14 protein-coding genes and 1 riboswitch are annotated in these 13,980 nt (G+C 51.7%); of the genes, 6 read left to right on the top strand and 8 right to left on the bottom strand.

Going from position 1 to position 13,980, the window contains the following annotated elements:
• Window positions 1-20: 20 nt before the first annotated feature.
• Window positions 21-707 (bottom strand): hypothetical protein, encoded by a 687-nt coding sequence (locus JJU47_RS06705; RefSeq protein ID WP_228617452.1) that lies wholly within the window; start codon window positions 705-707, stop codon window positions 21-23.
• Window positions 708-730: 23 nt separating this feature from the next.
• Window positions 731-815, bottom strand: a riboswitch (cyclic di-GMP riboswitch).
• Window positions 816-1,287: 472 nt separating this feature from the next.
• Between JJU47_RS06705 and JJU47_RS06700 the strand changes: the two genes are divergently transcribed.
• On the top strand, window positions 1,288-2,760 hold the full coding sequence (locus JJU47_RS06700) for an alanine/glycine:cation symporter family protein (RefSeq protein WP_228617450.1): 1,473 nt from the start codon (window positions 1,288-1,290) through the stop codon (window positions 2,758-2,760).
• Between the two features lie 43 nt (window positions 2,761-2,803).
• Here the strand turns inward: JJU47_RS06700 and JJU47_RS06695 are convergent, their stop codons facing one another.
• Both JJU47_RS06695 and JJU47_RS06690 read right to left on the bottom strand, forming a co-directional pair.
• Entirely contained in the window at window positions 2,804-3,604 is an 801-nt protein-coding gene (locus JJU47_RS06695; protein WP_228617448.1) for a formate/nitrite transporter family protein, read from the bottom strand.
• A 95-nt stretch (window positions 3,605-3,699) separates the two neighbouring features.
• Complete coding sequence (locus JJU47_RS06690; RefSeq protein WP_228617446.1) at window positions 3,700-4,086, bottom strand: VOC family protein; 387 nt, start codon at window positions 4,084-4,086, stop codon at window positions 3,700-3,702.
• Window positions 4,087-4,167: 81 nt separating this feature from the next.
• Here JJU47_RS06690 and JJU47_RS06685 point away from each other — a divergent pair, with 81 nt between their 5' ends.
• From JJU47_RS06685 to JJU47_RS06675, 3 genes are read left to right on the top strand one after another with little or no spacing between them, the layout of a single operon-like run.
• On the top strand, window positions 4,168-5,286 hold the full coding sequence (locus tag JJU47_RS06685; protein WP_228617443.1) for a GTPase: 1,119 nt from the start codon (window positions 4,168-4,170) through the stop codon (window positions 5,284-5,286).
• A 12-nt stretch (window positions 5,287-5,298) separates the two neighbouring features.
• The gene (locus JJU47_RS06680; RefSeq protein ID WP_228617439.1) at window positions 5,299-6,441 is read left to right on the top strand and encodes a YcjF family protein; all 1,143 of its coding nucleotides are present in this window, start codon (window positions 5,299-5,301) and stop codon (window positions 6,439-6,441) included.
• 23 nt (window positions 6,442-6,464) lie between these two features.
• Window positions 6,465-7,427, top strand: coding sequence for a 2-hydroxyacid dehydrogenase (locus JJU47_RS06675; protein ID WP_228617436.1), 963 nt, complete (start codon window positions 6,465-6,467; stop codon window positions 7,425-7,427).
• 39 nt (window positions 7,428-7,466) lie between these two features.
• On the opposite strand, the gene JJU47_RS06670 is transcribed toward JJU47_RS06675, so the two are convergent.
• The 4 genes from JJU47_RS06670 to JJU47_RS06655 form a co-directional block, all read right to left on the bottom strand.
• Window positions 7,467-8,078: a YflT domain-containing protein gene (locus JJU47_RS06670; protein ID WP_228617433.1), complete on the bottom strand. Its 612-nt coding sequence runs from the start codon at window positions 8,076-8,078 to the stop codon at window positions 7,467-7,469.
• A 12-nt stretch (window positions 8,079-8,090) separates the two neighbouring features.
• Window positions 8,091-8,606, bottom strand: a complete 516-nt coding sequence (locus tag JJU47_RS06665) for a YflT domain-containing protein (RefSeq protein ID WP_228617431.1) — start codon at window positions 8,604-8,606, stop codon at window positions 8,091-8,093.
• Window positions 8,607-8,724: 118 nt separating this feature from the next.
• Window positions 8,725-9,687 carry a hypothetical protein gene (locus JJU47_RS06660; protein ID WP_228617428.1) on the bottom strand — a complete coding sequence of 321 codons (963 nt, stop codon included), beginning with the start codon at window positions 9,685-9,687 and terminating at the stop codon, window positions 8,725-8,727.
• The gene (locus JJU47_RS06655; protein WP_228617425.1) at window positions 9,629-10,042 is read right to left on the bottom strand and encodes a methylglyoxal synthase; all 414 of its coding nucleotides are present in this window, start codon (window positions 10,040-10,042) and stop codon (window positions 9,629-9,631) included. Before JJU47_RS06655 ends, JJU47_RS06660 begins: the two co-directional genes overlap by 59 nt.
• Before the next feature lie 212 nt (window positions 10,043-10,254).
• On the opposite strand from JJU47_RS06655, the gene JJU47_RS06650 reads away from it, so the two are divergent.
• Entirely contained in the window at window positions 10,255-12,036 is a 1,782-nt protein-coding gene (locus JJU47_RS06650; RefSeq protein ID WP_228617422.1) for a mechanosensitive ion channel, read from the top strand.
• A 116-nt stretch (window positions 12,037-12,152) separates the two neighbouring features.
• The gene (locus JJU47_RS06645; protein ID WP_228617419.1) at window positions 12,153-13,631 is read left to right on the top strand and encodes an HD domain-containing phosphohydrolase; all 1,479 of its coding nucleotides are present in this window, start codon (window positions 12,153-12,155) and stop codon (window positions 13,629-13,631) included.
• Window positions 13,632-13,677: 46 nt separating this feature from the next.
• Here the strand turns inward: JJU47_RS06645 and JJU47_RS06640 are convergent.
• On the bottom strand, window positions 13,678-13,980 hold a 303-nt coding region (locus JJU47_RS06640), incomplete at its 5' end, for an AzlD domain-containing protein (protein ID WP_228617417.1).

Below are 13,980 nucleotides of genomic sequence, written 5' to 3'. Positions count from 1 at the left end.
CACTAGGGAAAGTGAATCGTTTACTTTGCTGGGTAAGCAGGTGGTGCGAATGACGTCACGAACGTCTCTTCGCCGTAGATCACTGAGAAACCGAGTGACTGTGACGGTTGGACGTTATTGAAGTGACGTGTATCGTAAAGCGTTTCGCCATTGCTCAACTTGAATGCGACGGTCGCTTCCAAGTGATAGCCGAGAATGGCGCCATGAGCATTCGTTTTGGCGACGGTATAGTTGTAAGCTACTACTTCAGCCGAAACGACTGTGACGGCGACCGCCTCAGGTTTTTCAACGACTGTGACCGAGACGGTCTGTGGTGCAGTTGTGCTATGGACGAGACCGGCTTTCTGACCATTTTTGAAGTATGTGCTTGCTTGAACTGTGAACGTATACGTGCCAGGAGCAAGGACATGGTCGCCAAAGTCATAAGCTTGTCCAGATTGATCCGTGATTGACCATTTCAATGTATCGAGTGGTCCATCGATGACGACGCCATCGACCGAAATCGTGAGGGCATCGCCTTCGACGAGTTCCGTGCCTGAGAAGGCGAGCCCTTCGATGACGCCTGTGCCAATCCCGTTCGTTTGACGGCCGTCTGCGAGTGATTCGAACTTACTCGCCGTTTTGCCGTTCGTCGCTGCTGATGCGTCAGCCGCTCCGACAAATAATAGTGATGCTGCCAACATGGTCATACCAACTTGTTTTTTCATGGTTTTAGTCTCCTCTTAAAGTAGATTAAGAGGGTCGGTTACACTACTCGCTCCGTATAGCTCAAGTGTCCATATACGAGTCTATACTTCATCGCGCCCCTTCTATTAGGGGGTCCGGTTACACTACTCGCTCCACCTTCCCCAAGTGTCCAGATACAGAGAAGGCTTCATCGCATTACCCAAAAAGCATGCGCTCAATCATGACTCGCTGTAAGCGGTTCACTATATTCAGTATAAGTCAAAATGGTTGTATTTACCTATATTATTATTTTATAGGTATTTATTACTACTTATATATGTAGATAGTATATATAATGAAGAAAAAGTCTGAAATGACAAAAAAACTGTAACGGATAGTCAACTTTATGTAAGCAATTGATGATTTTTTATTTCTTTTAAAAACTTTTGTAAGCGCTTTAAGTGTCGGTTTTTCGGGATTTATGTCGAATTTTATGTGAACTTTCTGTGAACCAACCTATAAAAAAATTATTGCTAATTGTCAGAATCTTTGTATAATTCAAAACAAGACATTATAAAATCTCAACAACTTCAGATTCACACAACAGGGAGGAACTTATTCATGGAAGCTGTACAAAACTTATTGCAAGGAAGCGTCGACTTTTTAAACAACGTTTTATGGACGTACGTGTTGATCGTCGCACTTGTCGGAGCAGGGATTTACTTCACCATCAAAACACGATTTATGCAATTCCGTTACTTAAAAGAAATGTTCCGCGTCGTCACTGACAAATCAGACGTCACACTCGCGAAAGATGGCAAGAGCATCAGTTCAGCGAAGTCGTTCTTCATTGGAGCGGCGACACGAATCGGAACGGGTAACTTGGCCGGGGTAACGGTCGCCATCACACTCGGCGGTCCTGGTGCCGTCTTCTGGATGTGGATCGTCGCGCTCCTCGGTGGAGCGACAGCGATGATCGAGAGCACGCTCGCTCAAGTATACAAAGTGAAAGACGACGTCGCGTACCGCGGCGGCCCAGCTTACTACATTGAAAAAGGACTCAACAACCGTGTCCTCGGTATCATCTTTGCGGTATTGATCGCCTTCACGTTCGGTCTCATCTTCAACTCGGTTCAATCGAACACGATCGCGGCAGCGTTCGACAACGCGTTCGGTCTTGAAGCGGCCATCGGCGGAGCCGTACTCGTCGTGTTGACAGGTCTCGTCATCTTCGGAGGCGTTCAACGCGTCGCGAACTTCTCGGCGATCGTCGTCCCATTCATGGCAGTCCTTTACTTGATCGTCGCTCTTTACGTCGTCGTCGTGAATATCACAGAAATGCCAGCAGTCCTCGGCATGATCTTCCAAAGCGCGTTCGGTCTCGAGCAAGCGTTCGGCGGATCGGTCGGAGCGGCGATCATGATGGGTGTACGTCGTGGTCTCTTCTCGAACGAAGCCGGTATGGGTTCGGCACCAAACGCCGCTGCGACAGCAGAAGTGTCTCACCCGGCGAAACAAGGTTTCATGCAGACACTCGGAGTCTTCTTGGACACGTTGATCGTCTGTACGGCAACAGCAGCTATCGTTCTTCTTTCGGACAGCTACGCGTCTGGTAACGGCGAAGGGATCGCCCTCCTTCAAAACGCGTTGGCTGAGCAAATCGGCTCGTGGGCACCTGCTTTCATCGCCATCAGCGTTCTCTTGTTCGCCTTCAGCTCAATCGTAGGTAGCTACTACTACGGTGAGACGAACATCGAATTCATCAAGAAGAGCAAAGGTGCCGTCTTCGGCTTCCGTCTTCTCACGATGGGCTTCGTCTTCCTCGGATCGGTCGCAAGTCTCGGCTTCGTTTGGAGCCTCGCCGACTTGTTCATGGCCGGCATGACACTCATCAACTTGGCGGCGATCACGCTTCTCGGCGGCGTAGCCTTCAAAGTCCTCCGTGACTATGAAGAACAGCGCGCCCAAGGTCTCAACCCACGCTTCTCGGCCCGTAAACTCGGCATCGAGAACACGGAGTGTTGGGACGTCGAAGAAGACGAAGTCGCGCAAGGTACGGTCCAAGCGGCCGCTGCCGACTCATCAAAAGCATAATCGATTGCAACAACAGGGGCCCTGCTAATCGGGGCCCCTGTCTTTATGCGTTTTGGCGGATAGATTTAACGGTAGTCGAGGAAGATTGTGCGTTCAAATGGACATACGTGCCGGCGACGAACAAGGCGCCACCGACGATATTGCCGAGTGTGGCGAAGAGCAAGTTGTTCAAGGCGAGCCCGATGTTGATCATTTCAGAAGGCGCGTAGTACAGTGCGAGTCCGAAGATGCCCATGTTGGCAATCGAGTGCTCGAAACCGGCAGCGAAAAACACGACGACCGGCAACATCGTCAGCATGATCTTCGCAACGTCATTTTGCGTCTTGAGCGGCATGAAAATGGCGATACAGACGAGGATGTTACATAGAATCCCTTTCAAAAAAATCGCGAACGCGTCGCCACCCATTTTTTTCGCGGCCACGACGGACAGTAAATGATCACTTCCGACTTCACCCATACTGTGGGCGCCGATGACGAGGACGACGAGCAAGAGGGCACCGACCAAGTTACCGATCCAACTGATGCCCCATACGTGAACGAGGTCACGCCACGCGACCCGGCCTCGCTTCGCCCCGGTATACAAGTACATCGTGTTGCTCGTGAACAGCTCTCCGCCCATCCAAACGATGAAGACGAGAGCGACAGAAAAGCTCATCCCGGCAAACAGCATCGTTCCAGGGACGTCGATGAACATGTTCCCGACGGAAAAAGCGAAAACGACCCCGATCCCGATTAAAAAGCCAGCGACAATCGAGCGGAGTGCGTACTGGCCGAAAGAATGACGCAGAAGCGTCGCCTTTTTGTACGCAGCTTCTTCCATATACTCCACAACTTGTTTTTCCATTTGAAAAGACCTCCTTAGACACTTTTAAGTCTAGGAGGTCAGATAAAAGTTTGCAATTGTTTTCACAAACTTTTGATAGGTGCCGTTCCAATCGTTCACATCGTTGCCACGAGTTCGACTTTGATCCGGTCCGGGTCCTCGAAATAGAGGGCGATATCGTTCGGACCGCCAGCATAAGGGAAGCGGTCGGCATACAGTTCCCTGAACCCGTGACGCGGCAACTCTGGGCGCAACCGTTCGAGCTGATCGAGTGACTCCGCATGAAAGGCGAGGTGGTTCAAACCGGTCTTTTTTCGATGGTAAGGGGGCTCCAGATGTGCGGCCTCGGTTTGGACGAAGACGAGATACGTTTCCCCGAAGCGGTAACTACGGCCATGCTCCCATTGCTGATAGACGGTGTAGCCGAGTTCGGTGAGGAGCCAATCCCAGGCCGTGAGGCTTTTTTTCAAATCGGAGACGTATAGTTCGAGATGGTGCAACATCTGTCTCATCCTTTCGTCGGACGTTTCAAACTTGTCCATTTAGTATAATGGTTATTATACGATGAAGGCAGGGGGAACGATATGGACAACACGGGGCTTGTCTCGAACATTTTAATCGCGGGGAAGACCGGGGTGGGGAAGAGCGCGTTTTTAAACTATATTTACGGACGTGACGTCGCCGAGTCGCGGGCCGGCAGACCAGTGACGGGCGAAGGGTTGCACGAGTATGAGTATTATGACCTCGAGCGCGGCATCTTATTTCGTTTTTTTGACACGTGGGGGCTTGAGGCGGACCGGTCGGATGAATGGCACGATGCAATCCTATCGATCGTCAATGAACGGGAAGGCGCGCTCGACATCGCGGACTGGTTTCATACCATCTATTACTTGTTGTCCATCAACTCAGGACGAGTAGAGGCGTACGAGCTAGAATCGATTTTAAAACCGCTCTATGCGAAACAGAGCAACGTGACGATCATTTTAACGAACTACAATCCAGACAGCGCCATGAACGTCGAGAAGGCGGAGGCGATGGAAGACGTCTTGATCCGTGAGCTCGGTGTGACCCGTGATGCGATCATTCGCGTCAACAGTGTCGAGAAGAAGTTGCTGAGCGGGCAAGTCGTTCCGCATATCGGTTATGAGGCCGTATGGAACAGAAACCGGACGAACTTATGGCGGGACGTCGAACGAAAATTGCCGCTCAATTTGACTCGGCACTTATTGGACGAGCTCGAGGCGTGGCGTCAACGAAGCTATCGCTCTGCTGAAACGATCCGCATGATCACGCCGCAGGCGATGATCAGTTGGAAGGCTAGACGCATCGAGAAAGACTTAGAACAGACACTCGAGGCGGCAGCCGAGACGACGGAAGAGGCGATGTCGCAAGGAATCCGCCACTACATTCAACTGATGCAACGGTATCCGCTCGTCGGAGCGCCTTCTGACCTCGTGTTCAAAACACGTCGAGTCGAGCTCGGTTTCGACTACTCGTTCAAGCGGACGATTCGTAAGATGGTGCTCGGGATGATTCCCGGTGTCCATTTCATTTATTGGGCGTTCAAACGACGGACGGCGGAGCGAGGAATCAAAAAAGCGGTCGATCAGCAATACGAATTGGTCAAACAGACGATTGAGTTGGATGTCCGCCGAGGTTTCGAGGAAGAGATGCGCCGGCTCGGACGAACGCTCAGTCAATGAGGAGGAATTCCGATGGAGAAAAAAATACCGTTCAACTTAGACACGTATGACCTGAAAGAAGAATTGGACCGGTTACGCGGAAAAGTGAAGAAACCGAATATTTTAATCGCCGGGGCCACCGGATCGGGTAAAAGTTCGGTCGTCAACCACGTGTTCGGCCGGGATTTGACGAAAGTCGCGGCCGGGGAACCGGTCACACGAGGGATTCATCAGTTTATGAGTGAGGATGTCGCCATCGTCCTTTACGACAGTGAAGGCTATGAAATCGGGAGCGCCCGGCAAGAGGCGTATGCGGACGAAGTGATCGGTTTTGTGGAGCGGGCACAAGCGAAAGGGGCTGCCGAACAGATGCACCTCGTCTGGTATGCCATCAACGCATCGATGAAGCGGGTCACCCCTCTTGATCAGGCACTCATCAAACGGTTGAGCGCCGTGACGTCGGTGGCTGTCTTGTTGACGCAAATTGATCAAGTCGATGCCGATGAACTGGCCGCTTTACGAAACGAGTTAAAAGATGTGGTGGCGAGCGAGGCGGTATTCCAACTCAGTGTCGCCGAAGAACTGTTAAACGATCAGGAACTACGCGCCCATCTCGACTGGGAACGTCTTGTCACGTGGTCCGTCGATCAACTCGACCAGTCGCTTCAAGAAGGACTGCTCATGGAAATTCACGCTGAGAGCGAAGCGATGCTCAAGTTGAAGCGGAAAAAAGCGAATCGAATCATTTCGGGCTACGTCGCCAGTGCGGGGACCGCGGCCGCCGTGCCGCTCCCGTTCGCGGACGCGATCGCGTTGACACCGATTCAAGTGACGATGAGCGTCCATTTGTTCCGGTATTGGGGTGTGAAAGCGAACGATGACATGTTGAAGACGTTAATCGGGAGTACGATCATTCCCCAAATCGGCCGGGCGCTATCGAAGACGATTTTACTTAACGTGATGAAATTCTTCCCAGGGGCGAACGCGGCGGCGAGCGTCATCAACGCGACGGTCGCTTCCGGCATCACATGGGCGATCGGTCTCGCCATCAACGAGATCGCTTTCCGAAATGCGATGGATTCGTCGAAGACGATCGAACAATTGCTCAACAGTGACTTCGGTTCGCTATTCGAACAGTTTATGGAACAGAATCCGGTGACAAAAAAGAAAGACTGACTATAGAGACGAGGAGCGATTGGATGAAGAAACGTATTTATATTACGAGACGCTTGCCAGAAGAAGCGGTGGCTCCGCTGCGAGAGGAATTTGACGTACGGATGTGGGAAGAAGAGGCCGTGAGTGTGCCGCGTGACGTGTTGCTCGAAGAAGCAGCGGCGGCCCATGGGCTGTGGACGATGTTGAGCGATACGATCGACCGGGAATTGATCGAGCAAGCGCCTCATCTCGAAGTCATCTCGAACTTGGCGGTCGGCTACAACAATATCGACGTGGAGGCAGCGAAGGAACGGGGAATCATCGTCACGAATACGCCGGACGTATTGAGCGAGACGACAGCAGACCTCGCTTTCGGATTGATGATGATGACGGCACGCCGTCTCGGTGAAGCCGAACGTGATTTACGGGCCGGGGAATGGAAGTCGTGGACGCCGATGGGATACGTCGGCATGGACGTGTATCGGGCCAAACTCGGGATTATCGGCATGGGACGCATCGGGGAAGCGGTCGCGCGCCGGGCTCGTGGGTTTGATATGGACGTGTTGTATCACAACCGGACAAGACGGCATGAGTCGGAATCGATGTACGGTTTCGTTTACGCTGAACTCGATGAACTCCTCGCTGAGTCTGATTTCGTCGTCGTGCTCGCACCGCTCACTGAAGAGACGCGCGGTATGCTCGGTGCCGCCGAATTCGGTAAGATGAAAGAGACGGCTGTGTTCATCAACGTCGCCCGCGGTGAGATCGTCGATGAAGAAGCGCTATACGATGCGTTGAAGGAGAAACGGATCTGGGCAGCCGGCCTCGATGTGTTCGCGAAAGAACCGATCTCGATGGATCATCCGTTGTTGACGCTTCCGAACGTCACGACGTTGCCGCACATCGGCAGCGCCTCGATTCGAACCCGTCTCGCCATGATGGCACTCAACCGAGAAGCGATCATGAGTGTGTTGACCGGCGCAGAGCCAAAAAACCGATTAACATAAGAAAAAGGAGTCTGACACGTGTCAGGCTCCTTGCTTTGTTTAGAAGCGGCGGATATTATCCGGATCTTCATGGTCGTTACGAAGCGCCCGGTCATCGAGACCGCGGAGTTTCGCTTCTTTGTCGTTCAATTTAGCTTTTTCATCCAGTTTGTCCTGTTCAGGATCAACGGCCCGGTTTGGATTGTCTCCGACCGATTCATTGAACGGTTTCGAATCGATTTCGAGTCCGTCCGCCGTGTGATGCCCTTGGTGGCTCGTGTCATGCTTTGAATCGTTGTATGGCGTCGAATCGATCGTCAAGCCTTCATTGTGGCGACGTTCGAAGTCTTCGTCGACGTAGATGAGGATTTTGCCGTCTTCGACGTCGCGATAGTGGCGTTTGACTTCTTCTTCACTGAGTCCCATGTTGCGAAGGCCGCTATGGACGTCCTCATGACCGCTTAGGAAAGCGCGGACTTTATCGAACCAGCCTGTATCGTGCGACGCTTCTGTGTGGACGTCAGTTTGTCGACGCAAAATCGAGACGTTATCCTCGTGCTTGGCGACGACGTAAATGTCTGAATCCTTATACCCTTTGGCACGCAGTTCCTCGACTTTACCGAGGGCTGACTGTTGGGTGTCGAACATGCTAATGAACCGTTTCTCACTCATGTGTGTTCCTCCTTATAATCGGCGATGGTCTTCTAGTCCGGAATGGCCGCGCACAATCGGGTCGTCTTTCGTACCGCGCGGTTTTTCATCATGATCGTTGAACGGTTTGGCATCAAAAGCGATGCCGTCCGCTTCTTCCCCTTTTTCATGGTCGAGCTCGCTATCTTTTTTATACATGTTCGGATAGCGCTCGTATGAATGCTTATCGACGTAAAGCAACAGTTTGCCGGCGTCGATCGCGGTGTGGTACTCTTCTGCCTCGGCGTCACTCAACCCCATATTGCGTAACTCGTCGCGAATTCGGTCACTTCCGTGAAGGAATGATTTGACGCGGTCAAGCCAGTTCACGTCACGAATCCCGGCTTCGGCGTTCACGTCGGTATGATAGCGCAATGCGGAGATTTCCCCGTCCCGCTTGGCGACGACGTGCATGTTCTTCTCGGCTTCCCCAGCCGTCCGAAGCTCATCTACTTTGTCCATTACTTCTTGCTCGCTTGCAAACAGCCCGATAATTTTACGGTCAGACATATTGTGCCTCCTTTGTTATGTTGTCGTACTTTACAAATTGGCGTCACGCTATTAGTAATTTCCGTTCTTGGCTAGATTCAAACAAAAAACGCCTTCTCGTAAGAAAAGGCGTGACATTTTAATAGTAGATGATGATGTCGTCATTGCCGAGTCGGCAGCGGGTGTTCCGCCAGACGAATTCGATTAAAGTCCATAACGCCATGAATCCGCTGATGCCGAGCAGGACGATCGCATAGATCGGGGTCAATTGAATCAAAAACGACCACTCGAGCGCCATGAGCAGCGGTTGGGTCAAAATGACGAAACCGATATAGACGAGCACGATGAAGAGTGCGAACAAGATGCGTCGCCCAAGCGTTTGGAAATGATGACGAAATCGGGTCAAGATCCCGAAGACGGCCCCGGTCAGCAGAACCGGGAGGACGAACCCGAAATAGTCGATCGCATACGTGCCGGTCGGGGCAGTAAAGAGACGCAAGCTGAACAAATCGTCCATGACAAGCAACAGATTCGCATAGGCGAAAGCGAGAATCATGCCGAGCAGCCATCCGAACTGGTTCCAGGCGCGGCGCGATGATTTCATCGCCTCGATTTTCGTATAGGCGAGGAAGGAGACGTCTCTCATCTCGATGTCCTGCAATTTTAATTTCATCTCGTTCAAGCGATCAATCGCCCAATCGAACTCACAGGTGACTTGTGTTTTTTCGTGAGGCTTGAGTTCGTCGGACTGTTCGACGATCGTATGGTATCGTCGTCTGAACTCTTCGTTCGTGGCCGGCTTTTCGACCAAAAACAAAGCGTACTCACTCGGGTGTTGTTTTAGTAGTCCTTCAAGTGATTGACCGTTCTTCTCGGCTTGATGGATGTATCCGGCCAAGCTCTCGAGTAAACGTTCTGCCTCTGCCTCGTCGTCGACGAGTTCCAACAAATGGGTTCGGACTTGGTCATAGTAGGCTTGGAGGGCCGGATCGTTAAATATTGGTTGCTTCAGAATGATCCCTCTCTTCTTGTCGTTATAAGGTTCATAAAGGCGGCTCGTCGTTATGGTCGAGTTGGCGCGCCTCGAAATCCCCTTGTTCAATACTGCGAATCAAAATCTCGCTTCCACCCATGTTCGTGGCGAGCGGGATTGAATAAACGTCGCAAAGACGCATGAGCGCACTCACGTCAGGTTCATGCGGTTGGGCTGTCAACGGGTCGCGGAAGAAGAGAATCATGTCCATCTCTCCGCGGGCAACGGCGGCCCCGATCTCTTGGTCACCACCGAGCGGTCCCGACTTGAAACAATGGACCGGAAGTCCGGTCGCCTCGGCTACACGCGTTCCGGTCGTGCCGGTTGCGAACAGTTGATGGTGCTCTAAGATGTGGGCGTACGTTTTCACGAGTTGAATCAAATCATCTTTCTTCTTGTCATGGGCAATCAGGGCGATGTTCATCTTGACTCCTCCTAAAAAAGATTTTCCTCCTCATTCGTACCACATTTGATTAGGAAAGACACGTCTTCTTTCTAATGAAAGCAAAATCAATTATTCCTAAATCTTTATCACACTATATAAAACAGGCGAGGTTTAGTCCCATGAAAATGTTGGTATTAATACAGAGAGTCAATGTTAACCAAAATTTAAAAGAGATAGGAGGAAGATGTTGGATGAACAATACAACATATAATTTCAACACGTTCATGTCATGGCTACCAGATCTTTTACTCGCACTTTTAGTCCTTGTCGTCGGTTTTATTTTAGCGAAAGTTCTGGAAAACGTGACACGCAAGGCGCTTCGTAAAGCCCGCCTTGATGAACGCGTTGGTGTCAAAAAAGAAGGAGAACCAGGTAAGCCTGGAAGAGAGGAAAAGCGGTGGACGCCTGAACGGATTATCGGTAAGGTCGTCTTCTTTGGAGTATTGCTCCTCGCCTTCTTGATCATCTTCGAATTTATGAACGTACCAGCAGTCACGCAACCGTTCAGCCAAATCTATGCTGGGCTCTCTGGATTGATCACAGGAGTCGTGAAAGCGGGTCTCATTTTACTCGTTGCCTGGATTATCGCGACGTTGTTGAAAAAAGCGATTCAGATGGCGGGTCACCGTCTCAACTTGAACAAGTTGATGGAAAAGACCGGACAAGAGTCGACGAGCGTCAATCAAACGAAATGGGTCGATACGGTCGCAAACATCGTCTTCTACCTCGTCTTGCTATTAGCGCTCCCGGCCGTCCTTGACGCCCTCGGATTACGCGGGATCAGTGGACCGTTCGAAGATTTGTTGAACAGTTTCCTTGCCTTCATTCCGAAACTTGTCGCGGCAGCACTCATCTTCGCTATCGGTTACATCGTGGCGAAAATCGTACGCGATATTTTAACGAAGTTCTTGGAAGCAGCAGGTTTGAACAAATTTGCTGAGAAACTCCATTTATCGGATTACGTCAAAGGGTCGAGCCTTGCGAAAGCAGTCGGCACGATCGTGTTCATCCTGATCATGATCCCGGTCACGATTTCAGCGCTTGAAGCGTTGAACATCCGTGGTATTTCAGATCCGGCGATTTCGATGCTTAACAATATTTTGGCGATGATTCCAAACATCATCGTTGCCATCGTCTTGATTCTCGTCGGTGTGTTCGTTGCAAAGTGGCTCAAAGGTGTCGTCGTCTCACTCCTTGAGAACTTAGGCGTCAACTCGCTCGCTGGAAAGATGGGCTTCGGTGGACGTTCTGCGTCATCGACGTCGGTCGCTCAAGTGATTGGAACGATCGTTCAAATCATCGTGATCTTGTTGTTCGTCTCAGAGGCGCTCCAAGTCGCTAATCTCGACTTCATGGCGTCGCTTGCGACAGCAATCTTCGCTTACTTGCCAATGGTCATCGCGGCCATCATCATCTTGGCCGTCGGTTTCTGGCTCGCTAACATGGCAGAGCGTCTCGTCGGCAGTGTGCTCGTCGATGGAGCGGGACAACCGAGCGTTCTCCGTCACGTAGCGAAATATGCGATTCTCGGGATTGCCTTCTTCATGGCAATCAGTCAGCTCGGCATCGCGCCGATGATCGTCAATACGGCGTTCTTGCTCATCCTCGGTGCAGTCGCTCTCGCTTTCGGCCTTGCCTTCGGTCTCGGTGGACGTGAAACAGCGGCCCGTTACTTGAAAAAAGCTGAGAAAAGCATTGATGAGACAGAAGTCTCAAAAGAAGGACTCGAACAAGAAAAAGCCCAAATGAACGAAGAAGCCGAAGCTGCGAAGCGTCAGGCGAAACAAGGCATGGATCAATCGAAACGTGAAGCGAATCAAACGAAACAAGAGTTGAAACGTGAAGCGGATCGGACGAACATGCCGAACCAGACGAACGTCGACGGTCCAGAACCGAACCCGTTCCACGAAAACATCACGCCAGACCAAGATAACCGGTCGCTTGATGACAATGAAGGACCACTCCGTCCGTAATCGTTAGTTGCACAGGTCTCTCTCTGAGAGGCCTGTTTTTTTGTGTTGGCATCAATAGTTGGAGTCGCACAGTCGATATATAAGGTAATTAGTAGTCAGAGGCAGGAGTGGATATTGTGTTTAAAACGTTTCAACGGACGTTGTTATTCAATTACGTGCTCGGATCAGGAATCGCTGTATTCGGGGTCGGCGGCTTATTTATTTTCCAGACGCTTGAGTTGTCGACGTCTGAGATTATGATTTTATTTTCCATCATGGGCGCATCAGGGGCGGTCATGGCCGGACTTGAACTGTCCATGTATCGTCGACACGTGGCACCGATCCGGGCAGTGTGTCTGACCGAGTTCCCGGATCATGCGGCGCTCCAACAAGCGTACAGTCAGACGAGCCGTTTCCCGGTGCTGACGGTCAAACGCATTCTCGGTCCACACTTGTTCGGGCTATCGATTCCAGCGATGGCTCTATCCGCAGTTGCCATTCAACGAGGGTGGGTCGACTTGCCGTATCGAATGATCGGGCTGGCTGCACTCGGTGCCGTATTGATTGCGATTCTTCATGCCCTCATCGAATTCTTTTTAACGTATCGTACGGTCGAACCGATGCTTCTCCATTTACAGAAAAAGAGTGAACAGTTGACGGGTCAGCCGCTGCACACGACGTACCAGTCGCTCAGTGTCCGAACGAAGTTATTGTTCAGTATGCTCGTCATCGGGGTGTTCCCTGTCATGTTGTTCACGCTCGCCTCAGGCGTGCAATTATCGAACGTCGAACAAGTCGATGCGTATTGGGGGTGGGCCGCTCTCATCCTAGTCGTCATCGTCTGTGTGGCCACGTTCAGCAGCATATTGCTATATGACAGTATCAAACGTCCGCTCGGTGCGTTGACCGAAGGGGTCGCCGCCCTTGATGCCGGAAAGCTCCAACCGATCGCGAACCCTTTTTCCGATGAGTTCGGTCGGCTCGTGACCGGGTTCAATCATATGGTCGAGAACGTGACCCGCCGAGAGGCCGAGAACGAACAGTTGTTGAACAGTCTGTTCGTCTTGTTCGCTGCGACGTTAGACGCTCGAGACTCCTACACGGCCGGGCATTCCGAACGTGTCGCCGCGTATTCGGTTGAGTTGGCGACGGCTCTCCGATTGCCTTCGCATCAAATTGAGTTGCTTCGTAAGTCGGCACTCCTTCACGACATCGGAAAAATCGGTGTCCGCGATGATGTTTTACTGAAAGAAGGCAGATTGACGGACGAGGAGTTCGCCCAAATCCAAGAGCATCCGACCATCGGCATCCACATTTTGAATCAAATCACATTGCCAGACTCGCTGCAGCCGATTTTGGCAGGTGTACGTTCACACCATGAGCGCATTGATGGGCGCGGGTATCCGGACGGTCTCGCAGGGGAAACGATTCCGCTCTTCGGTCGCATCATGGCGATCGCTGATGCGTACGACGCGATGACGTCGGACCGTCCATATCGCCAAGGCATGCCGGTCGAGAAGGCGCTCTCGATTTTAGAAGGCGGACGCGGGACGCAATGGGACGCGGCGTTCGTCGACGTGTTCATTCAATTGCGACGTGAAGCGGTGTCTGCGTGAATAGAAAACAGGCGTGCTCCCGATCAATTGAGAGCACGCCTGTTCGTTAAAGAAAGGCTTCCATGACGTACACACCGGCAATTCCGCCGAGGACGACAAGGACGAGGTTCATGCGCAACAAGGCCAGGACGGCGGCGAGGAAGCCACCGGCGATGGCCGAAGTCGTGTTGCTCGTTGCGTGCAACATTTCGGGGAAAATAAGACTTGCGAGCACCGCGTAAGGCGTGAACAATAAGAAACGTTTCAAGAGCGGCGGCAGCTTCAATTCCTTGAGCCAGAGGAGCGGCACGAGTCTCGGGATGTACGTCACGATCGCCATCGCTAAGACGAGCAGAAATAAACTGATCAT

The sequence above is a fragment of the Exiguobacterium sp. genome, assembly GCF_020832205.1.
Classification (GTDB): Bacteria; Bacillota; Bacilli; order Exiguobacteriales; family Exiguobacteriaceae; genus Exiguobacterium.
Note: the sequence above shows the minus strand (reverse complement) of the source record. Positions and strands in the feature narration are given on the sequence as shown.